Annotated in this window: 27 protein-coding genes; 17 read left to right on the plus strand and 10 right to left on the minus strand. The window is 68.8% G+C overall.

What is annotated here, in order from left to right:
* Positions 1–12 precede the first annotated feature (12 nt).
* Positions 13–747, plus strand: coding sequence for a class F sortase (locus JOD67_RS31550; RefSeq protein ID WP_205121343.1), 735 nt, complete (start codon positions 13–15; stop codon positions 745–747).
* A gap of 208 nt (positions 748–955) precedes the next feature.
* Positions 956–1,363 carry a hypothetical protein gene (locus JOD67_RS31555; protein WP_205121344.1) on the plus strand — a complete coding sequence of 136 codons (408 nt, stop codon included), beginning with the start codon at positions 956–958 and terminating at the stop codon, positions 1,361–1,363.
* A 122-nt stretch (positions 1,364–1,485) separates the two neighbouring features.
* Here JOD67_RS31555 and JOD67_RS31560 read toward each other — a convergent pair whose 3' ends face one another.
* From JOD67_RS31560 to JOD67_RS31590, 7 genes are all read right to left on the minus strand, one after another.
* Positions 1,486–2,463 (minus strand): ferritin-like domain-containing protein, encoded by a 978-nt coding sequence (locus tag JOD67_RS31560; RefSeq protein WP_205121345.1) that lies wholly within the window; start codon positions 2,461–2,463, stop codon positions 1,486–1,488.
* Positions 2,464–2,559: 96 nt separating this feature from the next.
* Positions 2,560–3,783 (minus strand): Nramp family divalent metal transporter, encoded by a 1,224-nt coding sequence (locus tag JOD67_RS31565; RefSeq protein WP_205121346.1) that lies wholly within the window; start codon positions 3,781–3,783, stop codon positions 2,560–2,562.
* Positions 3,784–3,896: 113 nt separating this feature from the next.
* Entirely contained in the window at positions 3,897–4,547 is a 651-nt protein-coding gene (locus JOD67_RS31570) for a fasciclin domain-containing protein (RefSeq protein WP_205121347.1), read from the minus strand.
* Positions 4,548–4,829: 282 nt separating this feature from the next.
* Entirely contained in the window at positions 4,830–5,645 is an 816-nt protein-coding gene (locus JOD67_RS31575) for an anti-sigma factor (protein ID WP_205121348.1), read from the minus strand.
* Positions 5,642–6,241, minus strand: a complete 600-nt coding sequence (gene sigK, locus JOD67_RS31580; RefSeq protein WP_239554123.1) for an ECF RNA polymerase sigma factor SigK — start codon at positions 6,239–6,241, stop codon at positions 5,642–5,644. The genes JOD67_RS31575 and sigK overlap by 4 nt, the downstream gene beginning before the upstream one ends.
* Positions 6,242–6,426: 185 nt before the next feature.
* Entirely contained in the window at positions 6,427–6,765 is a 339-nt protein-coding gene (gene trxA / locus JOD67_RS31585; RefSeq protein WP_205121349.1) for a thioredoxin, read from the minus strand.
* 63 nt (positions 6,766–6,828) lie between these two features.
* Positions 6,829–8,622 (minus strand): cytochrome c biogenesis protein CcdA, encoded by a 1,794-nt coding sequence (locus JOD67_RS31590; protein ID WP_205121350.1) that lies wholly within the window; start codon positions 8,620–8,622, stop codon positions 6,829–6,831.
* Positions 8,623–8,778: 156 nt separating this feature from the next.
* On the opposite strand from JOD67_RS31590, the gene JOD67_RS31595 reads away from it, so the two are divergent.
* The 3 genes from JOD67_RS31595 to JOD67_RS31605 all read left to right on the plus strand — a co-directional run bounded on the left by JOD67_RS31595 (position 8,779) and on the right by JOD67_RS31605 (position 11,050).
* Positions 8,779–9,495, plus strand: coding sequence for an ANTAR domain-containing protein (locus JOD67_RS31595; protein ID WP_205121351.1), 717 nt, complete (start codon positions 8,779–8,781; stop codon positions 9,493–9,495).
* A 42-nt stretch (positions 9,496–9,537) separates the two neighbouring features.
* Positions 9,538–10,308 (plus strand): GAF and ANTAR domain-containing protein, encoded by a 771-nt coding sequence (locus tag JOD67_RS31600; RefSeq protein WP_239554125.1) that lies wholly within the window; start codon positions 9,538–9,540, stop codon positions 10,306–10,308.
* Between the two features lie 130 nt (positions 10,309–10,438).
* Positions 10,439–11,050 carry an RNA polymerase sigma factor gene (locus JOD67_RS31605; RefSeq protein ID WP_205121352.1) on the plus strand — a complete coding sequence of 204 codons (612 nt, stop codon included), beginning with the start codon at positions 10,439–10,441 and terminating at the stop codon, positions 11,048–11,050.
* A gap of 16 nt (positions 11,051–11,066) precedes the next feature.
* Here the strand turns inward: JOD67_RS31605 and JOD67_RS31610 are convergent, their stop codons facing one another.
* Positions 11,067–11,645 (minus strand): sigma-70 family RNA polymerase sigma factor, encoded by a 579-nt coding sequence (locus JOD67_RS31610; RefSeq protein ID WP_205121353.1) that lies wholly within the window; start codon positions 11,643–11,645, stop codon positions 11,067–11,069.
* Positions 11,646–12,045: 400 nt separating this feature from the next.
* Here JOD67_RS31610 and JOD67_RS31615 point away from each other — a divergent pair, with 400 nt between their 5' ends.
* The 4 genes from JOD67_RS31615 to JOD67_RS31630 all read left to right on the plus strand — a co-directional run bounded on the left by JOD67_RS31615 (position 12,046) and on the right by JOD67_RS31630 (position 17,043).
* Positions 12,046–13,638, plus strand: coding sequence for a DUF4331 domain-containing protein (locus JOD67_RS31615; protein ID WP_205121354.1), 1,593 nt, complete (start codon positions 12,046–12,048; stop codon positions 13,636–13,638).
* Between the two features lie 116 nt (positions 13,639–13,754).
* A complete protein-coding gene (locus JOD67_RS31620) occupies positions 13,755–15,119 on the plus strand; it encodes a tetratricopeptide repeat protein (RefSeq protein ID WP_205121355.1) in 1,365 nt (454 codons plus the stop codon).
* Positions 15,120–15,139: 20 nt separating this feature from the next.
* The gene (locus tag JOD67_RS31625) at positions 15,140–16,639 is read left to right on the plus strand and encodes a sulfite exporter TauE/SafE family protein (protein ID WP_205121356.1); all 1,500 of its coding nucleotides are present in this window, start codon (positions 15,140–15,142) and stop codon (positions 16,637–16,639) included.
* A 35-nt stretch (positions 16,640–16,674) separates the two neighbouring features.
* A complete protein-coding gene (locus JOD67_RS31630) occupies positions 16,675–17,043 on the plus strand; it encodes a DoxX family protein (RefSeq protein ID WP_205121357.1) in 369 nt (122 codons plus the stop codon).
* Between the two features lie 74 nt (positions 17,044–17,117).
* On the opposite strand, the gene JOD67_RS31635 is transcribed toward JOD67_RS31630, so the two are convergent.
* Complete coding sequence (locus JOD67_RS31635; protein ID WP_205121358.1) at positions 17,118–17,972, minus strand: DUF4394 domain-containing protein; 855 nt, start codon at positions 17,970–17,972, stop codon at positions 17,118–17,120.
* 157 nt (positions 17,973–18,129) lie between these two features.
* Between JOD67_RS31635 and JOD67_RS31640 the strand changes: the two genes are divergently transcribed.
* The 7 genes from JOD67_RS31640 (at position 18,130) to JOD67_RS31670 (ending at position 23,460) form a co-directional block, all read left to right on the plus strand.
* On the plus strand, positions 18,130–18,696 hold the full coding sequence (locus JOD67_RS31640; RefSeq protein WP_205121359.1) for a sigma-70 family RNA polymerase sigma factor: 567 nt from the start codon (positions 18,130–18,132) through the stop codon (positions 18,694–18,696).
* Positions 18,693–19,373, plus strand: coding sequence for an anti-sigma factor family protein (locus tag JOD67_RS31645; RefSeq protein WP_307782624.1), 681 nt, complete (start codon positions 18,693–18,695; stop codon positions 19,371–19,373). The genes JOD67_RS31640 and JOD67_RS31645 overlap by 4 nt, the downstream gene beginning before the upstream one ends.
* A gap of 129 nt (positions 19,374–19,502) precedes the next feature.
* Positions 19,503–19,733, plus strand: a complete 231-nt coding sequence (locus JOD67_RS31650; protein WP_205121360.1) for a hypothetical protein — start codon at positions 19,503–19,505, stop codon at positions 19,731–19,733.
* 102 nt (positions 19,734–19,835) lie between these two features.
* The gene (locus JOD67_RS31655) at positions 19,836–20,930 is read left to right on the plus strand and encodes a FecCD family ABC transporter permease (protein ID WP_205121361.1); all 1,095 of its coding nucleotides are present in this window, start codon (positions 19,836–19,838) and stop codon (positions 20,928–20,930) included.
* A 13-nt stretch (positions 20,931–20,943) separates the two neighbouring features.
* Positions 20,944–21,957 (plus strand): ABC transporter substrate-binding protein, encoded by a 1,014-nt coding sequence (locus tag JOD67_RS31660; protein WP_205121362.1) that lies wholly within the window; start codon positions 20,944–20,946, stop codon positions 21,955–21,957.
* Complete coding sequence (locus tag JOD67_RS31665) at positions 21,954–22,739, plus strand: ABC transporter ATP-binding protein (RefSeq protein WP_205121363.1); 786 nt, start codon at positions 21,954–21,956, stop codon at positions 22,737–22,739. The genes JOD67_RS31660 and JOD67_RS31665 overlap by 4 nt, the downstream gene beginning before the upstream one ends.
* Positions 22,723–23,460, plus strand: a complete 738-nt coding sequence (locus JOD67_RS31670; protein ID WP_205121364.1) for a class I SAM-dependent methyltransferase — start codon at positions 22,723–22,725, stop codon at positions 23,458–23,460. Before JOD67_RS31665 ends, JOD67_RS31670 begins: the two co-directional genes overlap by 17 nt.
* A 213-nt stretch (positions 23,461–23,673) precedes the next feature.
* Here the strand turns inward: JOD67_RS31670 and JOD67_RS31675 are convergent, their stop codons facing one another.
* A complete protein-coding gene (locus JOD67_RS31675; protein WP_307782625.1) occupies positions 23,674–24,585 on the minus strand; it encodes a diacylglycerol/lipid kinase family protein in 912 nt (303 codons plus the stop codon).
* A 145-nt stretch (positions 24,586–24,730) separates the two neighbouring features.
* On the opposite strand from JOD67_RS31675, the gene JOD67_RS31680 reads away from it, so the two are divergent.
* Entirely contained in the window at positions 24,731–25,045 is a 315-nt protein-coding gene (locus JOD67_RS31680; RefSeq protein ID WP_205123377.1) for a hypothetical protein, read from the plus strand.
* The last annotated feature ends 1 nt before the right edge of the window (position 25,046 follow it).

Genomic DNA, 25,046 nt, shown 5'->3' on the forward strand with positions numbered 1-25,046 from the left:
CAGGACGACTCGTTGACCTCGGAACAGCTGCCTCGCAGCCGACGAGCGCGGATCCTCGCGCTCGTCGGCGCCACCCTCGCGCTTCTGGGCGTGGCTGCCGTCGTGTTCGCGCTGGTCGGCCAGCAACCCGATCCGCCCGCGGTGAACGAGACCCAAACGCTGCCCACGCCGCCGAAGCAGTCGGCCGCGCCGTCGCCCTCCGCCTCCTCCGCTTCCTCCGTACCGCCGCAGGCGTCCCGCTCGCCTTCGCCCGCGGCGCGTCCGACGCCTGAGCTCGAGCTCGCCAGGTCCGAGCCGAGGCGCGTACGCATCCCCCGGCTCGACGTCTCCTCGACATTGGAACACCTCGAGCTCGACAACGACGGCGTGATGGAAACGCCCAAGGACCCGGCCAAGGCGGGCTGGTTCACTCCCTCGCCCACTCCCGGCGTCGTGGGGTCGGCGATCCTCGCGGGCCACATCACCTGGGACCGACGTCCGGCCGTGTTCTTCCAGCTGTCCACCCTGCACAAGGGTGACCGCATCGAGGTGGACCGAGCAGACCGTACGACCGCGGTGTTCAAGGTCGAACGGGTGGCCACGTTCCCGAAGAACGACTTCCCCAGCAAGGACGTCTACGCCGGGGCCGGCCACGCGGGCCTCCGCCTGATCACCTGCGGCGGCGACTATGACTCCGCACGGCGGTCCTACAAGGACAACACCATCGTCTGGGCGCGACTCGTGTCCAGCGCCCCCACGCCGAAATAGCGTCGATCTTTCGTCCAGCGGTGGGTTCGACCGGTCCGGCCCGGTCCGGCCCTGGGGCCAATGATCATGTTTACATGGTCATTGGCCGCTTTACGTGGGGTGGACGCCAGGTAGAGCGGCCACTGGCCGGGTAAGGCGACCGAGGCAGGCCGAATCCACCAGCTCAGCTCGCTGATCTTGCCGCGCACGACGCCGGTCAGGTCCGAGGGTGTGCCCGCCCCGATGTCCGCGGCGGCTGGGTGGTGCGAACCTGACCTACTGGGCGTCGCAGCTCGGGGTGCACGTCGTGTTCAGCATGCTCGTCCCGGTCATGCTGGTCGGCCTGATCTTCCCGTCCCACCGAGGCAAACCATTCCTGCGTCGCGGCGGCCTCGTCGTGGTCGGCGTTGTCGCTGCGGCGGCGACGTTCGTGTTCCTGGTGCTGACGCTGCCGCTGGCGCTGCGCCCCGGCACCACAACGGTGTTTGGCGGGATCGTCCCGGATCCCGTGCCGATCGTCCTCGCGGCACTGGTCGCCCTCGGCATCGGCTGGGCAGTGGTGCGGTGGAGCGCGGCGCCGCGCCCGTCTCGGTCGTCGGCGGCGCGATCACGATCCTGCTGGAGATCGCGCTGCTGATCCTCCTGGCGCGTCGAGCACGCGCGCGACCAGTAGCCGATGGCGCAAGTACGAGGTGAGTCCGGCGGCTCTCCACCAACTGGCCGAGGCCGGTTGGTGGAGGGCCGATGGACAACCGCCTGTCAGGCGTTGTTGTTGCTGGACGTGATGTCGCCGTTCACGCCCGCGGGGAAGAAACCGCCGGCGGTGACCTTCTTCGGGTTGAGGTAGACGATGTTCAGCACGCTGCCGGCGCTGCGGCTGTAGGCCACGCCGTTCGCGTCGGTGGGGACGATGTTCGCCTCACCGTTGCTGTTCTCGACGCCCTGGTCGAGGTCGGTCTTGCCGTCGAGACTGTCGCGGGCGGCGGAGAGCTTGCCGGCCGCCTTGCGCAGGTCGCGCCCGAACAAGCCGGTTCCGAGCAGCCCGCTGTCGGAGTTGTAGATGGACGTGCGGATATTGGCCGCGTGGTAGGCCTCGACCGCGAGGATGCCGGCGGCGGCCTCGAGGTAGGTCTTGTTCTGGATCAGCGGGGCCGCACCCTTGTACGCGGTGACGCCCACGTCTTCGAACAGGTACGCCGCGAGGAGGAAGTTCTCCTCGCAGGCGAACGCGTCGAAGGAGTGTCCCTTGCGTACGATGCCCGCGGCCTGGGCCGCAGCGGTGAAGCTGCCCTTGAGGTCGATCTTGGGCTGCGCGACCGCTGCCGAGCCGAGCGCGGTACGCAGGAACTTGACGTGCGCGTGCTCGTCACCAGCGATCTCACGAGCGAAGCTGCGCAGAGCGCGGCTGCGGAAGTGGACCTTGCGGCCGCCCGTGACCGTTCCGTGCTTGCCCTTGCCGCCGGTCATCGAGGACGGAAGCCCCTGACCGGTGACGGCGTAGAGGTAGAACTGCGCCTCCAGGTACTCCAGGTTCAACGCGAAGTTCAGTACCGAGGCGTCACTGAGTGCGGTGGCGTCGGCCTTGACCTGGTCGGCCTGGGCGGTTCCCGTGCTCAGCGCCGCGGCGCCGACCACCCCGAGGCCTGCCAGACCGGCGCTGCGCAGGAACCGACGCCGGTCGGCCTCTGTCTCCGCGCTGCGGTTGATCATCGAGGCCGCGTACTTTCGACCGAACATGAAGACATCCCTTCCATTGCGGACATGTCATTCAGGTATTCGGACGGGCAGGGCCGTTGGATGGGTCAGATCTTCTTATTTGCGCAAGAGATTGAGTTAACGGAACGTGAGCACGATCAGCGCGACGTTCAAGGCGACGATCAAGGTGGCGGCGACGACCGCGAAGACCGTGGTGAGGCGGTGGTTGACGTCGACACCGAGGACGTCGACGCGGGCGGTCAGCGCCACCAGCGGGATCAGCGCGAACGGGACGCCGAACGACAGCACCACCTGGGAGAGCACGAGCGCCCAGGTCGGTTCCACTCCAGCGGCGAGGACAGCCAGGGCGGGAACCAACGTCGCGAGACGTCGGAGCAGCAGCGGGATCCGTCGGCGCAGCAGGCCCTGCATGATCACCGCTCCGGCGTAGCAGCCGACTGAGGTGCTGGCGAATCCGGACGCGAGCAGCCCGACGGCGAAGAACGTGGCGACCACCGGCCCGAGCACCTGCCCGAGACCGTCGTGCGCTCCGGCCAGCGTGTCGACACCCTCGCGGCCGAACAACGTGCTGGCCGCGGCGAGCACCATCGCGAGGTTGACGCTGCCGGCGAGCACCATGGCGACGATCACGTCGACTCGGGTGGCCATGAGCACCTGCCGGAGCCGGCGGCCCGTGGGCCGGCCGTGGCGGTCGCGGGCGAGCGCGGAGTGCAGGTAGACAGCGTGCGGCATCACCGTCGCACCGAGCATGCCGGCGGCGAGCAGGACGCTGTTGGCTCCCTCGAACCGGGGAACGAGGCCACCGGCCACGCCGGCCGGATCGGGTGGGGACACGACGAGGCTGGCGAAGAAACCCACCGCGATCACCAGCAACAGACCGGTGATGACCCGTTCGAACGGACGCTGCCCGCGGCGGTCCTGCACGGCGAGCAGCGCCATCGACACCACGCCGGTGATGACACCGCCGACCAGCAGCGGCAGGCCGAACAGCAGCTGCAGCGCGATCGCGCCACCGATGACCTCCGCGACATCGGTGGCCACCGCGACGAGCTCGGCCTGACCCCAGTAGGCCAGCCGGAACGGGCGCGGAAGCCGGTCCCGGATCGCCTCAGGCAGAGACTGACCGGTGACCACGCCGAGCTTCGCGGACAGGTACTGGATCAGGCCCGCCATCAGGTTGGCGGCCACGATCACCCAGACGAGCAGGTAGCCGTACTCCGCGCCCGCGGTGACGTTCGTCGCCACGTTGCCGGGATCGACGTACGCGATCGCCGCGACGAACGCCGGGCCCAGCAGCAACAGGCTCGACCGCGCGCGCCCGGTTCGTTCTCGCAAGCTCATCCCGGTCGACAAGACTGCCCCTCCTCGGCGGTTCGGTCTGTGGAGCATGACTCTGCCGGCGCTGATGGGCGCCGGCAGAGTCAGGGGGTGATGGTGAGGATTGTTCCGGCTGTCTACTTCGGCATCAGGACGGTGTCGATGAGGTAGACGGTGGCGTTGGCGGTTTGGACTCCGCCGCAGATGACGGTGGCGTCGTTGACCTTGAGGTCGTCACCCGAGCCGGTGACGGTGACGGTGCCGCCTTGGACGGTCTTGTGTTCACCGGCGATCTTGTCGGGGGCGATCTGGCCGGCGATGACGTGGTAGGTGAGGATCTTCGACAGCTGAGCGTCGTCGGTCTTCAGCGTCTCGATGGTCTTGGCGTCGATCTTGGCGAACGCGTCGTCGACCGGCGCGAACACGGTGAACTCGGCGCCGTTGAGGGTGTCGACGAGGTTGACCTTCGGGTTCAACTTCCCCGACACCGCCGACACCAGGGTCTTCAGCAGCGGGTTGTTGCCCGCCGCGACCGCGACCGGGTCCTTGGCCATACCCTCGACCGAACCCGGCCCGGACGGCACCTGGTCGGCGTAGCCGGCGCACCCGGCGCCGACCATGCCCGCGCCCATCGCGTCCGGCGCCTCAGAAGACGCGCTCGTCGTGGGGGCGGGCTCGTTCTGCGTCGTGGGCTCGGCGGTGTTGCCACAGGCCGCACCCACCATGGCCAGCAGCCCCACACCGGCGAACATCACGCCGAAGCGGAATCGAGATCGGATGGTCTTCATGAGGTGGTGCTCCCTCTGTCGTAGACGCGCCTCGCGCTATGGAGGCCGATGACTTGCTCCCCGCTCGGCACATCCGGGTGGGAGTCCGGCACGCGGACGATGCACAAGAACGCCAGTGCGCTCGAGCTGTGGTGCCGCATCGTCTGCATGACCGGCATTCGCGGCTACTCAGCGGATGGATGGGTCGAATCTCGAGGAATTTGTCCACTTCTTCGGGAGCACGACGAAAGACACGCCGCCCGCGAGGGACGGCGTGTCTTTTCGGTAAGAGGCGTTTGACCTTCAGGCGAAGGGGATCTGGGCGATCGTCGGCAGGGTGGGAGTCTGCGACCCACCCGCGGGCTCGACCGTGAGGCCGAACCCGTCGGCACCGACGATGCCACCCCGAAGGACCCGAGTCACCTTGCCCGGCTCCGCTCCCCCACCGGACGCGGGAACGTGGACGACGCCAGCGGAACGGGCAGCCGTTCCATGCAACATCCACAGTTGGTAGCTGCGATCGTCCGCGTTGGCGGGAAGCTCGTTGAAGACCGCTACGGCCGCGTCGTGCGACGGCGAACTGACCAACGTGACCCGGCCGCCACCGGTGACCGTCGCGTGTCGAGTGGTGGAGTCCGGAGCGCTCAGGATGCTGGTGATCTCGTCGCGCGCCTGATCGGCCAGTCGGGTCTGCTGCGACTGGGACGTGGCGATGCCGATGCCCACTCCGGCGCCGCCGGTGACGAGGACCAACGCCGCGGCGGCGGCGAGGATCCGAGGCTGCCGCCACAGCGGAGTACGCGTACCGCTCGCTGCCGCGTCTCCCTCGCGACGAGAACGCGCGGACCCGATGTGGCGAGGCATGGGTGGCAGCTGCCGGGTCTCCGCGACCTCGGCCAGTACCCGGGATCGCAAGCCGGACGGCAGAACCACGCCGTCGGAGGCGCCCGCTCCCAGTCGAGCCGCGGTGAGGCGGAAGTCCTCGACGTCGGCCGGGCAGGTGTCGCACTCGTCGAGATGTTGTTCGAACGCGGCCCGCTCAGCCAGCGGAAGCGCGTCGAGTGCGTAGGGGCCTGCCAACGAGTGCGGGTCGGCTCCCTTGTTCAGGTCGTTCGTCATCGTGTCGTCTCCACGCCCAAGCAATCGCGGAGCCGGACCAGGCCGTCCCGCATCCGCGTCTTCACCGTCGCCAAGTTGGCCTGCAGGAGGTTCGCGACCTCGTGGTACGTGTAGCCCCCGTAGTACGCGAGCGTGACCGCTTCTCGTTGCAGGTCTGTCAACGAGCCAAGGCAACCGCGGACCTGCTGGTGCTCGAGGTTCGCCACCGCTTCCTCGACGACAGAGTCGTACTCGGCCGCGCCGGCGCTGGCGGCGGCGCGCCGTTCGCGGTCGGTCATGGCTTGTTCGGACCGGATCCGGTCCACCGCGCGGCGATGCGCCATCGTCATCGCCCACGCCAGCGCTGTGCCCTTGCTCGCGTCGAACCTCGTGGCCGTACGCCAGAGCTCGACGAACACGTCCTGGGTGATCTCTTCGGCCAGGGCGTGGTTGCGGACCAGCCTGACGATCATGCTGAAGACCGGCGGCGCGAGGCGGTCGTACAACAGCGCGAACATGGCTTCGTCGCCACGAGCGGCCCTGGACAACAGCTCCTCGGGCGTGGGATCCGCGTCCCGCATGCCCACAAGTCGCCTCAGTGTCGCGATCGTCGCCATGTCCGGATTGTCCACGACCCCCGCGTGCGTGCGATCACCGGCCACCGCGGCGAGCCTCGGCCCCTGACCCATCATCTGCAATCCCCTCGTACTTCAGGCGGCCTGTGCCGGCTGGCCGTGTTGATCGTTCGGAGCTGGTGCCGCCCCGGATGGGTCGTACGGGCCGAGCGGAAGGTCAAGCGTTGCTAAAGCCGCAGCCCGGTGTGGTCGGCGATGTCACGAAGCAGCGCCGCCCTGGGCTTGGCGCCGACGATCGATTTCGCCAGCCCACCATCGCGGTAGAGGTGGATCGTGGGGATGCTGATCACGTTGTAGCTGGCCGGTGTGGCTGGGTTCTCGTCGATGTTCAGCTTGAGGAACGTGATCTGGTCGCCGTGTTCGGCCGCCAGCTCTTCCAGGATCGGGGTCACCTGCTTGCAGGGACCGCACCATTCGGCCCAGAAGTCCACCACCACAGGCTTTTCGCTCTCCAACACGGCGGCGTCATACTCGGCGTCGGTCACACTGACCAAGCTGGTGCCCATGAGAATCTCCTTTGGATACAGGTCGAATGCGACGAGCCCGTCGAGTGCTGCCGGCAGCCGTGCTCAGCCGAAGCTGAAGGTGTAGGCGGAGATGCCTGGGCTGTAGGTGAGGGTCATGGTGTTGCGGCCGGCGTTGGGTTGGTCGAGGAGTTGGTAGGCGTTGGGGGTGCCTGTGACGTTGATGGTTTTGTCGGGTTGGCCGGGGATGTTGATGGTGACGGTGCCTTGGCCGGACAGGACGTGGTAGACCTTCGCGGCGTTGAAGTTGAGCCGTACTTGGGCGTTGGTGGTGGCGGTGACGTGTTGGGAGTCGACGGCCCAGGTGCCGCCGAGGCTGAAGGTGTCGTTGGGCTGGTTGGGGTTGAGCCCGAACATCCGTCCGTCGTCGGGGGTGAGTGTCCCGGTGCCTTGGTAGTTGGTGGCGCGGGCGTAGGACAGGAACGTTTCGGGGGTGGTGCCCTTGGCGCCGGGGTTGTCGGCTTCGACGGTCCCGTCGACCGGGTCGGGGAGCTTGAGGTCGGGGTTGGCGTCTTTCAGGAGTTGGCGGAACTGGTTTTCGACTTGTCCGTAGTCGCCTTCGCCGAACTTGATCGCCCGGACGGTGCCGTCGGCGTCGATGAGGTATTTGGCGGGCCAGTACCGGTTGCGGTAGTCGGTCCACGTGGACAGGTTGTTGTCCTGCCCGACGGGGTAGCCGATCTTCTCTTTCCGGATCGCCGCCGCCACGTTCCCGGGGTCTTTTTCGAACGCGAACTCCGGGGAGTGGATCCCGACGATCTGCAATCCCAACGGCCCGTAGGTTTTGTCCCACGCCAGCAGGTGGGGGGTGGCGCGTTGACAGTTGATGCAGGAGTAGGCCCAGAAGTCGACCAGCACCACTTTCCCTTTCAACCCGGCCACCGTCGCGGGCTGGTTGTCGGGGGTGTTGAACCACTGTTGGGTGCCGCGGAACTCCGGCGCCGCCCCACACGCCGCCAACTCCGCCGCCCCCGGCGTGCACTTCGCCAACTCCGTACCGCCCTCACCGATGGCGGGTGCCAACACGCCTTGGACGGTGTCGGACTCGGCGACCTTCTTCTCCAACCCGCCGGTGTAGTTCGGCAACGCTTTCTGCAGCAGATCGGTCACCCCGAACCCCAGCGCGATGGCGAGGAGGATCATCACGACCCCGCCGCCGATCCGGAAGCCGCGGGCGTGGTCGCGGTACGCCTTCACCCTGCGTGCGATGCGGGAGCCGGCGGCGGCGAACACCAGCAACGGCAGCGCCGCACCGACCGCGAAGGAGACGGTCAGGACCACGGTGCGCCAGCCGATCTGCCCGGTCGCCCCGGCGACCGTGATCGCGGCGAGGACGGGGCCGGCGCAGGGGACGTAGAGGGTGCCCAGGCCGAGGCCGAGGACGAACGCGCCGTTGGCGTTGCGGGTGACTTTCGGGAGCCGGTAGAACGGCTTCTCGATCAGATGCCCCAACGCCGGAAAGATCAGCCCCAGCCCCACCAGGACCAGGACCGTCAGCCCGGCCCAGCGTAGGAAGCTGTCCGGCAGTCCCAGGAACGACAAAATCACCGACCCCAACAGGGTGAACACACTGAAACTCACCACGATCCCCGCGATGATCCGCAACGGCCGCAAATCCCGCTTCGCCTTCTTCGGCGCTGCCTCGACGACCTCATCCACCAACACATCGCCACCGCTCTCGCGGCTGTGCCGGCCGGCCTTGTCAGCCGTCTTGTCCGGTGCGTTCTCGGGTTTGCCGGCCGTACCGGCAAAGAAGATGATCGGCAACATCGGCAACACACACGGAGAAACCCCCGTGATCAGCCCGCCCACCAATCCGATCAAGGCCAGCGTGATCATCGAAAGCAACTCCACTCATCGGCGCGACATCGTCACCTCCTCTTCGAGACTGCCGCGATCATGGATGGGTGCCGGCACTGACGTCCGGTACGGTTGACCGCAACCTTTCTCTCCGACTCTCGTGGTTCCTGCCAAGGTCGCGGACTTGGGTCGGAGGTGAAGCGAGCCGTGGTGACCGCCGCCGCAACAGCGTGCCTGTCCAGGCTCACCGGCGAGGATGGCGGTGCGGGCGGGCTCCAGGCCGTCGAGGCGGCGGAGGTGGCGCTCGTTCTCGGGATGACCGCGGCTGTGGTGACGTTGTCGAGTGGCACCGGTCCGGTGGTGATCTGGGGTGAGAACCCGATGAGTGCCTCGCTGGTCGATCTCCAGCTCACGCTGGGCGAGGGACCCGTGATCGACGCGGGCGCCGGCACCTCGATCGTTCTCGAGCCCAGCCTGCGCGACGTACCGCTCACGCGCTGGGCGGCCTTCACCACCGAAGCGGAGACCCTCGGGGTCAGGGCCGTCTTCGCCTTTCCCCTGCGTCTCGGCGTGATCAGCATCGGTGCGCTCATGCTGCACCGCGACACGGTCGGTCCGATGACCGCAGACCAGCAGGGCGATGGCCTGGTCATCGCCGACGCCATCACGTTGACCCTGATGATCGACGAGCTGAACCCGTCCAGCCCCACATCCGCCCTCGGCGCGGGCGGGCTCGATCCGGCGGACGTCTCGGCGGTCGTTCATCAGGCCACGGGCATGATCAGCGTTCAGCTCGACATCAGCGTCGCCGACGCCCTGGTCCGGCTCCGGGCTCATGCCTTCAGCAGTGCTCGACCCATTCGTGCCATCGCGACGGACGTAGTCCAGAGGCGGTTACGATTCCATGCCTGACAACCACCAGAACCGACGTCGATCTCATCCGTGGAGCCGACCATGACGAGCATGACTCGCGAGCAGCAGCTCATCAGCGCGTTCGTCGAGCTCGCGGACACCCTGATCGACGACTTCGACGTGATCGACTTCCTCTACGGCCTCACGCAGAGAACGGTGCAGCTCCTGGGCGTCACGGCCGCGGGAGTGATGCTCGCCGACCAGCGTGGCCACCTTCGCCCCGCGGCCGCCTCCACCGAGGAGGCCCGGTTGCTCGAGCTGTTCGAGATCCAGACCGATACCGGGCCGTGCATGGACTCCTACCGTTCCAAGAGCCCAGTCGTCAATGTCGACCTGCGGGCCGCCGAGAGCCGGTGGCCACACTTCGCGGCAGCGGCCGGGGCAGCGGGCTTCTCCTCCGCACACGCCCTACCGCTACGGCTTCGCGACGACACCATCGGCGCCCTGAACCTCTTCTCCGCCGAGAACACCCGCCTCACCGAGCAGGACCAGCGGGTCGGACAGGCTCTCGCCGACACGGCGACCATCGGCATCCTCCAGCACCGCGGCCTCCGCCACGCCGAGATCCTCACCGACCAGCTGCAGGCCGCCCTGAACAGCCGGGTCGTCATCGAACAAGCCAAGGGCATCCTCGCCGAACGAGGCGCAATCGGCGTCGACGAGGCGTTCGACACCATGCGACGCCACGCCCGCCGCACCCACCAGCGGCTGTCCGATCTCGCCCGCGCGGTCACCGCCGGCACCGCCGACACCACCGACCTTCTGACTGACTCGCCGGGAAGCCGCCCCACTTCGTCCACCGAGAGTCCCTGACGGGCTATCGTCGAGTCTCTCCGCCTTTCAGGTTCCGAAGTCGGCGGAGAGGGTAGGTCCGTTTGAGGTCGAGTAGTTGCCGCCCAAGACCCCGGTGGCGCGTTTGCGTCTGGGACAAGGGAGTTGGGCGATGTCTGAGTACGTTGAGCCGGGGAATGTGTTGTCGCGTGACGCTTCGGTTCCGCCTGAGGATCACGCCTTGTTGGAGGCGGCTCGTACCGGAGACCTGACAGCGGTCGGACGAGTCTGTGACCGCCACGGTGCTGCGCTGTTCGCCTTGGCGAACATCATCTCCGGCGATCGCGAGTTCGCCCGGCTGGTGGCCGTCGACGTGCTCAAGCATGCCTGCACGGCACCGGAACAGCCCGCCGAGGGAGCTCTCATCTCTGTGCGTCACGACCTGGCGCGACTCATCTATCGACGGTGCGCGAAGCCGTCCAGATTCCTCGGCTACCAGGATGATCTCGAGCCACGCCACCGCGGCCGAGCCGGCACCGATCGCCCACGTGACGGTGGATGCGACCTCATCGCCGAGCTGGCCGTCCTCGCCGACCAACAGCGCACCGCCGTGGCTCTGGCCCTGCTCGGCGACCATAGCTACCGAGACATCGGCAGCCTGATGGGCCTTCCGCCCCAACTCACCGCAAGCCTGGTGTCGTCCGGCCTGAACCAGCTCGGCACCCCACCGGCGCAGGTCGTCTCCTTGCAGCGAACGGACTCGGTCAGCCACCGTCGCCGTTGACCCGTTCAAGCCAGCCCTACGTCCAGTTGCTCTCGACCAGGTGCTGGCGGATCCGAATCAGGCCGTCGCGGATGCGGGTCTTGGCCGTGCTCTCCGGAACGTTCAACAGATCGGCCACCTGCCGATAGGTGTGACCACCGAAGTACGCCAACACCACGGCCTCGTGCTGGATCCGCGTCAACCCAGAAAGAGCATCACGAACCGCCTGGTGCTCGAACCGGATCTGCACCTGCTCGACCGGACCAGCCTCGTGTCCGGTCGCTCTGTGCGCCACAGCGGTCTCGCTCGTCGAACGGATCAGGTTGGTGCGGATCTGGTCCACGGCCCGGTGGTGGGCGATGAGCTTCACCCAGGACAAGACGCTGCTCCGCGACGGGTCGTAGCGGTGGGCGTTGCGCCAGAGCTGCAACGCCACCTCCTGCGCGATGTCCTGTGCCTGGTCCGGGTCGGAGACGACGGCGCGCACTGACGCGACCACGGTGTCGGCGATCACCGAGTAGAGACGTTCGAACGCGCCTGCGTCACCGTCCGACACCCGGACGAGGAGACTCTCCAGCTGCTTGTCGGACACCCGAGGGTCGATGCGTGGCCGCACGAGGTACCTGCACTTCCCCTCCGCTTGTTCTCGCGCTGCGTAGTCGGTGGCGATCGCCAAAGCCCGCGCGAGGTCAGCAGGAGTTCGGAACAGGTGGCCGCCCGGAGTGGTCGGCGATCGAAGCAATCGCAGTTGCTGCGAATTACTTGCAAGTACTTTCTTGATGAAAGAGGCCACATCGCCCATCCGTCCGCCCGCCCCACACGAATGAGAGGTATCGCGCGCGGAGCACCTAGTGGTTCGCGTACAGCCCGGAGGACGGAGGGAGGTTCCACCGGGGTCGAGCGCCTCTCGACCTCGACGCTCGACCGGACGCCCTCCCCCGTGGCCCGGTCGGCACATCACGGGGCGTCCCCCTCGACGAGGTGGGGGCGCCGAACTTCTCGTCTGAAGGACATTCATGTCTCAGGCATCAGGCTTCAAGAGACGCGCGGCAGCGCTGGTCGCGGCCGGCACCGCCGTCGCACTGGGCGGGTTGGCGGGGCTGGCCCCTCCGGCCGCGCTGGCGTCAAGCCACCGGGAAGCACCGCTGATCTCGGGTCAGCCGCAGTACGACAACACCGACACCTACGCGTTCGTCTCCCCGGACAAGCCGGACACGACCACGCTGGTGGCGAACTGGGTCCCGTTCGAGGACCCCGCTGGTGGCCCGAACTTCTACCGGTTCGCCACCGACGCCAAGTACGACATCCACATCGACAACGACGGCGACGCGAAGGCCGACCTGACGTATCGGTGGACGTTCAAGGACCACTACCGGAACGGCAACACGTTCCTCTACAACACCGGTCCGGTGACGTCGCTGAACGATCCGGACCTGAACTTCCGCCAGACCTACAACCTGGACCTGATCTTCAACGAGCACTCCGGTTCGCTGCTCGACCTGCGGCTGCTGGTCAAGATCGCGGACCTGTTGAAGATCGACATCTCGGTGCTCCTCGGTGCCCGGGACGGCAAGACCCTGCACCTGATCAAGAACGCCCCGGTCGCACCGTCCAACGTGGGCACGGCGTCGATGCCGAACTACGAGGCGCTGCGCAACCAGGCCGTGGTCAGCAAGGGCAAGGCGAAGAGCTTCACCGGCCAGGCCGATGACTCGTTCTTCCTCGACCTGCGCGTGTTCGACCTGCTCTACGGCGGGGACCTCTCCGAGGTCGGCAACGACAGCCTCAAGGGCTACAACGTCAACACGGTCGCCCTGCAGGTGCCGTCGAAGCTGCTCATCGACAGGGACTCCGTGGTGGGTGTCTGGTCGAGCACCTCGCGCGAGGACGGCTCCGGCCGTGACCGCCAGGTGTCCAGGCTCGGCATGCCGCTGGTCAACGAGGTCGTCATCCCGGTCAAGGACAAGGACCGGTTCAACGCCTCCAAGCCCAAGGACGACGCGCAGTTCGGCAAGTACGTCACCAACCCCGAGCTGCCGAAGCTGATCCAGGCCGTCTACGGGATCCCGGCGCCCAAGGAGCCCCGCAACGACCTCGTGCAGGTGTTCCTGACCGGCGTTCCCAGCCTGAACCAGCCGAAGAACGTCAAGGCGTCGGAGCAGCTGCGGCTCAACACGGCGATCAAGCCGGCGGCGAGTCCGAAGCGGCTGGGCGTGCTCGAGGGCGACACGGCCGGCTTCCCGAACGGGCGCCGACTCACCGACGACGTCGTCGACATCGCGCTGCAGGTCGTCGAGGGTGAGCTCGTCGGTGCCCCGAACGACCTGGGTGACGCCGTGAACGCCAACGACAAGGCGTTCGGCAAGACGTTCCCGTACGTCGCGCTTCCGCACTCCGGCTCGGTGGTCAAGTCCGCCGTAGGCAAGCCGGGAAGCACGCCGCTCAACGGTGGCGCCATCGCCGGCGGCACGTCCGGCGGAACCTCCGATGGCTCCGGCCTGCTCGGCACCCCGTTGGTGTCGCTGTCGGCCGTCGCGCTCGGCGGACTCGCCATCGCCGGTGGGCTGTTCCTGTACCGCAGGAACCGCGGCTCCGTCGCCACCGCGTGAGCTAGCCAGTCCCACTTCTAGTCCCACCTAGCCCGGCTGCCCGGTCGTGTCTCACTCGTTCCACCGACCGGGCAGCCGGATTCACCGCCAGCAACCTCTCCCCGTGAGGACATCTCGTGCGTCGGATCCTTCTCGTACTCGCCGCGTGCGCCGCTGCCGTGGTCGTCACGCTGACGGCGGCCATCGTCCTCGGCCCGGACTCCGGCCAGTCAAGCGGTGAGAATCGAGCCGCCAACCCACGTTCCTCCACCGGGGCACCAGGCTCGGAGCAGGCCGGACTGGAACGCGCGGGAACGGTGTCGATGGCCTCGACCATCTCCACGCTGCAGACGCACCTGCGCAGCCAGCCCAAGGACGCCAAGAGCTGGGCGACGCTCGGGATCGCCTACGTCGAACAGGCCCGCATCACCGGCGACCCTGGCTTCTACGACAAGGCCGACCAGGTACTGCGCACCGCCTTGGACCGCCAGCCCGCCGACAACGACACGGCGGCGGCCGGGATGGGCGCGCTGGCCGCGGCCAGGCACGAGTTCACCGCGGCGCTGTCGTGGGCGGACAAGGCGCTGACCATCAACCCGTACAACAGCAAAGCCCAGGGCGTACGGACCGACGCCCTCACCGAGCTCGGCCGCTACGACGACGCCCAGCAGGCGGCCCAACGCGCCGACCAGACGCATCCCGGACTGTCGACGTTCACCCGGCTCGCCTACCAAGCCGAGCTGCGCGGCCAGACCGACACCGCGGCCGAACTGCTCGAGCGGGCCCTGTCCTCCACGACCGTCCCGGCCGATGTCAGCTTCGTGCGGTTCCAGCTCGGCGAGCTCGCGCGCAACCGCGGCGCGTACGACCAGGCCGCCGGCCACTACGCCGCTGCTGTCAAGGCCGACCACAGCAACGTCGCGGCGGTCGCTGGCCAGGCCCGAGTCGCCACCGCCCAAGGCAAGAACGCCGCAGCGGTCGACCTCTTCACCGAGGTCGTCGCGCAACGCCCGGAGCCGCAGTACCTGATCGAGTTCGCCGATCTGCTCACGGCGATCGACCGGCTACCCGAGGCCAAGGCGCAATACGCCACCGTGGACAGCTGGCGCCGCCTCGCCGCGGCAGGCGGAGTCCGTACCGACCTGGAGATGGCGTTGTTCGAAGCCGACCACGGCGACCCCGACCGCGCGGTCGAGCAGGCCCGAGCCGAATGGAGCCGCCGCCACAGCATTCACGTCGCCGACGCTCTCGCCTGGTCGCTGCACCGAGCCGGGAACGACCGCGAAGCCCTCGCCTACGCACGGCAAGCTGCCGCGACCGGGTTCCGGAACGCCACGTTCGCGTACCACCGCGGCATGATCGAGAAGGCGCTCGGCCTCACCGCCGCGGCCCGCAGCAGCCTGAAGTCCGCGCTCGACCTGGACCCGCGCTTCTCCCCGCTGCACGCCGCCGACGCCCGGACCGCCCTCGCCGAACTCGACCACCCCGGAGCCCACCGGTGAACGAGGTCCGATCCCGCTTCGTGAGCCGCGCTTTCGCGATCGTCGCGGGCGCCGTGGCCATCGTCATCGCCGGCATGGCCGGCACTGCTGTGGCCCACCCGCTGGGGAACTTCAGCGTCAACAGCTACGACGGCCTCACCATCGGTCTGGAGGAGCTGCGAGTCCACCACGTCCTGGACCTGGCCGAGATCCCCACCACCCAGCTCCGGCCGGGTCTCGACACCGACAAGGACGGCGCCCTCGGCGCCACCGAGCTGCGCGGCTGGGCGGACTCCAGCTGCGCCGACGCCGCCACCACCGTTGCCGCGAGCCTCGACCGTCACCCCCTCCCGCTCGAGGTCACCACCGCCGAGGCCAGCACCCGCCCGGGTCAGGCTGGTCTCCCCACGCTGCGGTTGGACTGTCAGCTGCACGCCGACCTGCCGAGGATCGACGTCAACTCCGTGTTGACGTTCAAGGATCCGGGAACCAACCGGGTCGGCTGGCGAGAGATCACCGCTCGAGGCGACCGGGTCACGCTCACCCGCTCCGACGTGCCAAAGGACTCGGTGAGCAAGCAGCTCCTCAGCTACCCGGAGGACATGCTGGCGTCTCCGCTGGACCAGCGGACCGCGAGTCTCACGCTCGCACCCGGTGGCCCACGAAGCGATCAAGCTGCGGCTTCCCAAGATGGCGTGGCGAGAACGCCCCTGTCGAACGTGCTGCCGCGAGGGGTGGATCACCTCACCGCCGCGTTCACCGACCTGATCGCGCGCCGCGACCTCACCCTCGGGCTGGGCGCGTTGGCGTTCGCGATCGCGCTCGGGCTCGGCGCCCTGCACGCGATCGGCCCCGGACACGGCAAGACCATCATGGCCGCGTACGCCGCCGGCCGCGGCGAGCACTCGCTGCGTGGGGTTCTCACGCTCGGCGCCACCGTCACCATCACCCACACCGCGGGCGTCCTCATCCTCGGCCTGCTCGTCACGGTCAGTACGGCATTGGCCCCCGAGACGCTCTTTCCCTGGTTCGGAGCCATCAGCGGGATCCTCGTCCTCGTCGTGGGCGTGACTCTGCTCCGAGGCGCCATCCAGCGGCTTCGCCAACACCAACTGAACTCCCATGGGCACGGCCACGGTCATGGCCACGGTCACGGGCACGGTCACGGGCACGGACATGGCCACGGACATGGCCACGAGCACACGGGTGAGCGTCGAGGCGGTCTCGTGCTGATGGGGATCGCCGGCGGGCTCGTGCCCAGCCCGTCAGCCATCGTGGTGTTGCTCGGCGCGGCCGCGCTCGGTCAAGCCTGGTTCGGGGTTGTCCTCGTGCTGGCCTATGGCACCGGCATGGCGCTCACCCTCGCCCTCGCGGGACTGGTCGTGGTGCGGCTGAGCGAACGCGTCCAAGCCAAGCTGCTGCGCGGCGCGCAGCCGCGCACCTGGCTCCGCCTGTTCCCGGCGGCCGCCGCGGCCGTCGTGATCGTCCTGGGCGTGGGGCTCACCGCGCGGGGACTCGGCACCGCGCTCGGTATCGGCTGATGGCAGGGATGCGGGCGAAGTGGGACGCTGTCGGGATGGCACCACGTCACGGCCCCGCGGCCGCCCTGGCCGGTTTCCTCACGGTCATGGGCACCTTGCACTTCGCCGCACCGAGGTCCTTCGACCAGATCATCCCCGAGTGGCTGCCCGGGGACCGGCGTACGTGGACCTACGCGTCAGGAGTGGCCGAGTTTGCCGTCGCCGCGGCGATCGCCGTGCCCCGCACCCGCCGCATCGGTGGGCTGCTCGCCGCCGGCCTGTTCGTCGCGGTGTTCCCGGCGAACATCAAGATGGCGCTCGACTCGTCGCATCGCCCGTGGCGGCAGCGCGCGATCGCGTACGGACGTCTCCCCCTGCAGCTCCCGCTGGTCCTCTGGGCCCTCAAGGTGCGCCGCGACGCCTGACCGCCCACAACGGCCAGCGGGCGGTACGGATCGGCAACACCGATCCGTATCGCCCGCCGAAGGATTCTCCCGCGTCAGTGCGCGGAGCCGCCGGAGTACGCGAGACCAACCACGTCACCCAGCCCGAGCGCGAGCAACGGGGTCGCGTGGCCCGTCTTGAGGTTCACGCGGACCAGCTTCGACGAACCGAACAACCCGTGGGAGTCACGCTCCACAGCGGCGATCGCACTGGACGCGCCAGGGCGGAGGTCGAAGCCGTTCACCGAGGTGATGTCGAGGCCGAGTCGGCCGACCTTGAACAGCTGTCCGGTGTTGGGCGACACCACCGGCGTGCGGCCGGGCAGCGTGCCCTGCGTCACGAGGGTGTCGCGAGCGGAGTCGAGACCGTACAGGCCGGTGGTCGTGGCACCGGCGACACTGTTGGTGTACGCCGACGCGGCGAGGCGCGGTGCCGATCCGCCTGTGCTGTAAGCGAGATCTCCATCGACGCCCGCCACAGCACCGGTGTCGGGGTGCAGCCGCACGTTGCGTCCGGCGCTCGTGACCACGCGGATCCGGTCGACGGTCGGGTTGAAGTCGAAGCCGACCTTGTCGCCGACCGCGCCGGCTGCCGGCGATCCCACGGCCGAAGCGCGACCCGACCGTGCGTCGACCACGTAGAGCTGCCCGCGCTTGCCCAACCCGTACAGCTCACCGGTCGCCGGCCGGGTGTCGATGCCGACCAGCCGATCGCCGTCCAGCCCACGGATCTTGACCCGGTGCTTGGCGAGCAGGGGCAGGTTCGCGTCGCGGGTGCTGAGGGTTCCGCCCTTCTCCAGCAGGTAGATCTGGCCTCCCCCACCAGAGCTCGCCGACGCCGACGGCATCGTCAGCACCCCGGCAGTCGTGGCCAGCGCCACGGTCGTCATGACCGCGAGCAGTCTCTTCATGGCAGATCTCCTTCGCTCGTTCAGGTGTCGCTGGTGCTTACGCAGCGACATCGGACCGCGTTCATCGGCGTGCCGGTGAACGTGACGGAGGAGCCGTGCGTACACACTCCCGACGAGCACGAGAACCTTGGACAACGAGTCGGTGGGAGGGCAGGGAATGCGCGGGCTCCCGCGAACGAGATCCGCCGACGCGCGGCGCGGTACGCATGACCTGCGCCACGAGGCAGGCGTCCGTGCGGCGTACGACGAGCACGGCGCCGAGCTCTACCGGTTCGCCCTCCGCCAGCTCGACGACGAGGGCGCCGCGCGCGACGTGGTCCAGGAGGTGTTCCTGCGGGCATGGCGGTCGGCCGACCGGTTCGATCCGAACGTCGCGAGCCTGCGCGTCTGGCTGTTCGCGATCGCCCGCAACGCCGTGATCGACGAGGGCCGGCGGACCGCGGCACGCCCGTCCACGCCGCAGCCGATGGAGGTGCTGCACTCGATCGCCCCCGCGGACGATCCGGCGCACGACGCCGCCATCGCGAGCTGGCTGGTCGAGGAGGCGCTGACGAGGATCCGCCCGGAGCACCGCACGGCGTTGGTCGAGTCGTACCTGCGAGGCAGGCCGTACGCCGAGATCGCCGCCGAGCAAGGCGTGCCCGTGGGCACCGTTCGCAGCCGGGTCTTCTATGGTCTGAAGGCGCTGCGGTTGGCGATGGAAGAGATGGGGATCGAGCCGTGAACGACCACCTGACCCCCGACGACCACCGCGCCCTGCGGGAGCTGCTCGCGGCCCTCGCGCAAGGGCAGCTCACCGATGCCGAGCGCACCGCCGTCCTCGCCCACCTCGACTCCTGCCCCGACTGCCGCGCCGAGCTCGCCCAGCTCGAGGCGACGGCCCGTTCGCTCCGGCACGCCGACCCCGACCGGGTCGGTGGGACGCCCACTCCCGTTCCGCCCCCGTGGTTGGGCGACGCGATCGTCACCGCGATCGGCGACGAAGCACGGCGCCGGCCACGCCGCCGGATCGTCAGCGTCCTGGCCGCGGCGGCCGCGGTGGTCGTCATCGGCGGCGCCGGCGCGGCCGTGGGCTACACCGTGGCGCCGAAGCCACCGGCGATCCCGCTGGAAGCGGTCGCGGTCGCCGATGCGGCGGCGGGCGTCACCTCGACCGCCGGGGTCGTTCCGCACACCTGGGGCATGGAGATCAAGCTCACCGCGACGGGCTTCGCCTCCGGGCAGCGCTACCGCGTCGTCGTGCAGACCGCCGACGGTAAGGAGGCGTTGGCCGGCGAGTTCATCGGAACGGGCGCGAACGAGATGCACTGCAACCTCAACTCCTCAGTCCTGCGCCAGAACGCCGCCGGGTTCCGCGTCCTCGACCAGACCGATCGCGCCGTCCTCACCTCGACGTTCTGATCGTCGCCCCACCTGCCGCACGGCACGTGCGCTGGCATCGCGGTGGCCGTCCCGTAACGCGTTGCCGAACGTCTGACCAATATGCGCCCCGCCGTCGCACTTGCAAAGCGTTCGCAATAACGTGCAGTGGTGAACAGCACGATGGGCGGCCGGCTGCAACGGATGGCGCCCGACGCACGACGGTGGGTCGTCGCGCTGGTGGTCGTCCTGCTGGCGACGACCGCGACGTACGTGGGGCAGGGCCTGCTGGTCGCCGCCGCCCTGGCCAGGGTCTTCGCCCTCTCCCGATCCGTGCCGCGGACAGGATCGTCGTGCTGGACGGCGGCTGCGTCGCCGAGCCCGGAACCCACGGGGACCTGATCGAACGCGACGGTGCCTACAGCCGTCTCGTCGCCACCCAGCTCTCCGGAGAGCTCGACGACAGCTGAGATCGCCTCGCGACCGGCTCGAAAGGCAACAACCATGACGGCAACGACACCCGACCTGCCGACGGACGTCCTCGACGACCTCGGACAGCGAGCGGGCCGGCGTCGCTACCTGTTCTGGTCCCTGGGCCTGGTCGCCGGCCTCGTCGTGACCGTCGTGCTCGCGGTCGCCATGGGTGCCGTCCAGATCAACCCGGGGACCGTGCTGCGGATCGTCTCCCACCATCTGCTCGGCGTACCCGAGGTCGCGACCTGGCCCAGATCCCAGGACTCCATCGTGTGGCAGGTCCGGCTCCCCCGCGTCCTGCTCGGCGTGGCCGTCGGCGCGGCGCTCGCGGTGTGCGGCGTCGCGCTGCAGGCGATGGTGCGCAACCTGCTCGCCGACCCGTACCTGCTCGGCGTCACCTCCGGTGCGTCGACGGGCGCCGCGGCCGCGATCCTGTTCGGGTTCGGCGCGGCGCTCGGCGAGAACGCCCTGTCGGGCAGCGCGTTCATCGGTGCGCTCGCCGCGTCGATCGCGGTGTTCGTCGTCGCGCGTACGGGTGGCCGCGTCACCTCGCTCCGGCTGCTCATCTCCGGTGTCGCGGTCGGCTACGCCCTCTACGCCGCGACCAGCTTTCTGATCTTCGCCGCGAACTCGGCCGAGGGCTCGCGCTCGGTGCTGTTCTGGCTGCTGGGCTCGCTCAGCCTCGCCCGCTGGTCGACGGCGCTCGCGATCGCGCTCGTGCTCGTCGGCGCGACGATCGCGCTGCTCACCTTGTGGAGTACGCGTCTCGACGCGCTGGCGATCGGGGACGAGACCGCGCAGACGCTCGGCGTCTCGCCGACGAGGTTCCGCATCCAGCTGCTCGTGGTGGTCTCGCTCTGCGTGGGCGCGGTGGTCGCCGCGTCGGGCGGCATCGGCTTCGTCGGGCTCGTCATCCCGCACCTCGCCCGCCGGATGATCGGCGCGATCCACCGACGGGTGGTGCCCGTCGCCGCGTTGGTCGGAGCGATCTTCCTGGTCTGGGCCGACGTCGCCGCACGTGTCCTCCTCCAACCGCGCGAGCTCCCGATCGGCATCATCACCGCGATCGTCGGGGCCCCGTTCCTCGTTCTCCTCGTCCGCCGATTCCACGCCACCACCGAATAGGGAGCTGTTCGACATGCACGTCCGCAAACGCCTGCTGCTGCTCGCGCCGGTCCTCGCGCTCGGACTCATGCCGGTCGCCTGTGGGAACGAGGCCACCCCTGCCGCTGGTCCGTCCACCGGCTCGTCCAACGAGGCCGTCGCCGGGTTCCCCGTCACGATCGACAACTGCGGGGCCAAGGTCACCTTCGAACGCCCACCCGAGCGAGTGATCCTGCTGGAGAGCGCACCGGTCACGATCTTCAAGGGGCTGGGCGTTCTGGACAAGGTCGTGCTGCGTGCCGGTGCGTTCCCGCCGGCCTACTTCGACGACGAGACGAACACGTTCATCGAGAAGATCGAGTCGCTCGGCGAGGACCTGGACTCCAGCGGCCACCTGAAGCTCTCCCAGGAGACCGTCATCGCCAAGGAGCCCGACCTTGTGATGGGGCTGCCCGACGGCTTCACCCGCGAGGGGCTCGCCGCGTCGGGCATCAACGCGTTGATGCAGCCGGTCTACTGCCCGGAAGGTGCGCCCGGCGCCACGACGTTCGACGACATCTACGGGCAGGTCGAGACGTACGGGAAGATCTTCGGCCGGCAGAAGGAAGCCGCGGCGATGATCGACACGCTGCAGGAGCGGGTCACCAAGGCCACGGTGCGGCCGACCGGCAAGAAGCGCACCGCGGCGGTGCTGTTCCCGACCGTCGGCGGTGGCAGCGGGTACGCGTACGGCAACAAGAGCATGTCCCACCCGCAGCTCGAGGCCGCCGGTTTCACCAACGTGTTCGGCGATGTGAACGAACGGGTCTTCGAGGTGACGCTCGAGTCGATCATCGACCGCGACCCCGACGTGCTCGTCCTGCTCTACGTCGACGGCGACCCGAAGGCAGTGAAGCACGCGATCGTCAAGCTGCCCGGCGCGAACGACCTTCGCGCGGTGAAGAACGACGCGATCCTCGTGCAGCTGTTCAACTTCACCGAGCCGCCGACCCCGCTGTCGGTCGACGGCCTCGAGCGGATCGAGCAGCACTTCGGCAGCGGCACGTGATCACTGCCGAGTCGATCTCGTTCGCGTACGGCGACGCTGTGGTCCTCGACGGCGTCGAGGTCACCGCGCGCCCCGGCCAGATCGTCGGGCTGATCGGGCCAAACGGGAGCGGCAAGACCACGTTGCTCCGCACGCTCTACGCAGCGCTCGCACCGCGGGCGGGCCAGGTGTCGTTGGACGACGTCCCGATCCAGACGCTGCACCGGCGCGACATCGCCAAGCGGCTCGCCGTCGTCGTCCAGGAGGGCGGGGGCGAGCTGCCGCTCACGGTGACCGATCTCGTTCTGCTGGGGCGGATTCCGCACCTGTCGACGTTCCAACGGCACACCACGAACGACTACGCGATCGCCGCCGCGGCACTCACGCGAGTCGGTGCGCGGCAGCTGGCGGACCGCGCGTTCGCCGGGCTGTCGGGAGGCGAGAAACAGCGCGTACTGATCGCGCGGGCACTCGCACAGCAGACCGACCACCTGCTGCTCGACGAGCCGACGAACCACCTCGATATCCGTTACCAGCATGAGGTTCTGCAGCTCGTCAGCACGCTCGACGTGACGACGATCATCGTGCTGCACGACCTCAACCTCGCGGCGCGGTACTGCGACGAGGTCGTGCTCCTCGACCGCGGGACGATCCGCGCCGCCGGTCGTCCGGAGGACGTGCTCCGCGCGGAGGTGCTGGAGCCCGTCTACCGGATCCGCGTGCAGCGGGTGCGGACCGACGACGGTTTCCAGCTGCTGTTCAGGCCGTTCGACGAAAGGGACACCAGTGAGCTCGCCAGCTGACGGCGGTGTGCAGTCCAACATCAGCGCCTACTGGAGCCGGCACGCCGACTCCTACGACGCGTACCAGCTCGAACGCCTCCGGCACGACGAGGTCCACCAGACCTGGCTGAACGTCTGGCGGCGGGCGCTCCCACCTCCGCCGGCGACCGTTCTCGACGTCGGTACGGGCACGGGGCACGTCTCGCTCCTGCTCGCCGAGCTCGGCTACTCCGTCTACGGCATCGACCTCGCCGAGGGGATGCTCGACAACGCAGGCGCGAAGGCCGCACGGCTCCCGTTCGCCCCGCCGATCCTCGCGGTGGGCGACGCCGTCGCACCGGACTTTCCGCCCGAGAGCTTCGACGTCATCACCGCCCGGTACGTGCTGTGGACGCTCCGAACGCCCGCGATCGCGCTCGCCAACTGGCGCCGCCTGCTCCGGCCCGGCGGCCGGCTCGTCGCGGTCGACAGCACCTGGTTCCCCGACGGCATCCGCTCGGACCCGGCGACCGCCAAGGAGGCGGACTTCCAGCACCTGTACGACGACGAGGTGTTGACCGTTCTCCCGCTCGCGCAGGCGATCTCGATCGACGCGACCGCGGACGTCGTGCGCGAGAGCGGGTTCTCCGACGTCCGTGTCACGGCGCTGGACGAGGTGCTCGAGCTCGACCGGAAGTACGGCGTGGCGCCCGGTCACCACGTCCAGACGCAGTACCTGGTCACCGCCGTGAACGGCGACTAGCCTCGATCCTTCGTCCGTCCGGTGGGTTCGCCCGGTCCGCCCCCGCACTGGGGCCAATGATCATGTTTACATGATCATTGGCCGCTTTACGTGGGGTGGACGCCAGGTAGAGCGGTCACTGGCCGGGTAAGGCGACCACGACGCCTCACCCAACGGAGTGCCTTCCCGCTCGGATCAGTCGATACCGCCCACCAAACACCTGAAATCCTGAGGCTAGCCGTCGGACTCCGCGGGTGCCCGCAGGGAGAGCGCGTCCTGCTCGACCTGGGCGGTCAGGGTTCGGCCGGGCCCGATCGGGTCGCCGTCGAGCTGGCGTTGCATCGGCCGGGCCGCCTCGACGTGGACGCGGCGGCCGGCGAGGCGGTGCACGTGCCGGTCGGGGGCCACGCTGCGGGTCAGGATGCGCCAGGCCAGACCGGGCCAGTGCGACAGTCGCGTCGGGGTGAGAACGACGACGTCGATCAGCCCGTCGTCGGGCCGCGCGTCCGGCAGCAACGCGACATCCGCGGTGAGGGTGCCGACGTTGCCGACGATCACCGTACGGGCCCGCCTGGTCAGCGGCGGATGGTCGTCGACGGTGATCCTGACCCGCACCGAGCGGTGGTTGAGATTCTTGGCGGCGGACACGAGATAGGCGGCCCAGCCGAGACGTTTCTTCAACGGATCCGGGGCATCGGCCATGATCGCCGCGTCGAGCCCGAGGCCTGCCATCACGGTGAACCGGTCGGCGTCCATGCCGTCGCCTTCGACGCCGACGATGTCGATCACGCGGGTCCGACCGTCGAGCAGGGCGGAGAGCGCGGTCTCGACCTGGAGCGGGATGCCGAGGTTGCGGGCGAGCAGATTCCCCGTACCTGAAGGGAGGATGGCGATCGGGATCTCGGTGTGCGCGAGCTCGGCACACACGATGCGTACCGTCCCGTCCCCACCGGCCACCACGAGGAGTTCGACGGGATCGTCGGCGACCTGCTTGGCCATCGCGTACCCGGGATCGTCGACCGTGGTCTCCAACCAGACCGGCTCGTCGTACCCGCGTTCCGTCAAAGCCTGGTTGACAGTGGACCTGAACCCGTCGAGGTCGTCGACCTTGATCGGGTTGACGATGATCGTCACGCGCTGTGCCACATCGCCAGTATCCGCTACCCCACCCCGTCCCCGGTGCGGGGGCACCCCGCCCGTGGCGGTGAAAGGGCGCGGAAAGCGTCCGGAAAGCGCCAGCAGGCATCGTCCCTCTTCGTAGGGTTTCTCACCAAGAGGGAAGGAACAGCCAGTGTCGAGTCGAATCCGCCTGATCGCGGCCGCCATGGGAACGGTCGGCCTCCTGTGCGCCTCCACCATCTCGCTCGCGACAGGCGCCCAGGCCGCCGCCCCCACCGGTACCACCACCGCCGTTCGCGCCGCCGCCGAGTGCTGGTCGACACCGGGCGGAAAGTGGCGTGTCACCTGCGTCTCACGCGACCACGGAAGCGGGCGTGACTGCGACTACGCACGCCACCAGAAACGCCTCGCTGGCATCCCCAGCGGCGCTTGCATCCACAACACCAACATGGCTTGGGGTCCCTGGTTCTTCTACTACAAGGGCTGAC

It is taken from the genome of Tenggerimyces flavus, assembly GCF_016907715.1.
GTDB lineage: Bacteria > Actinomycetota > Actinomycetes > Propionibacteriales > Actinopolymorphaceae > Tenggerimyces > Tenggerimyces flavus.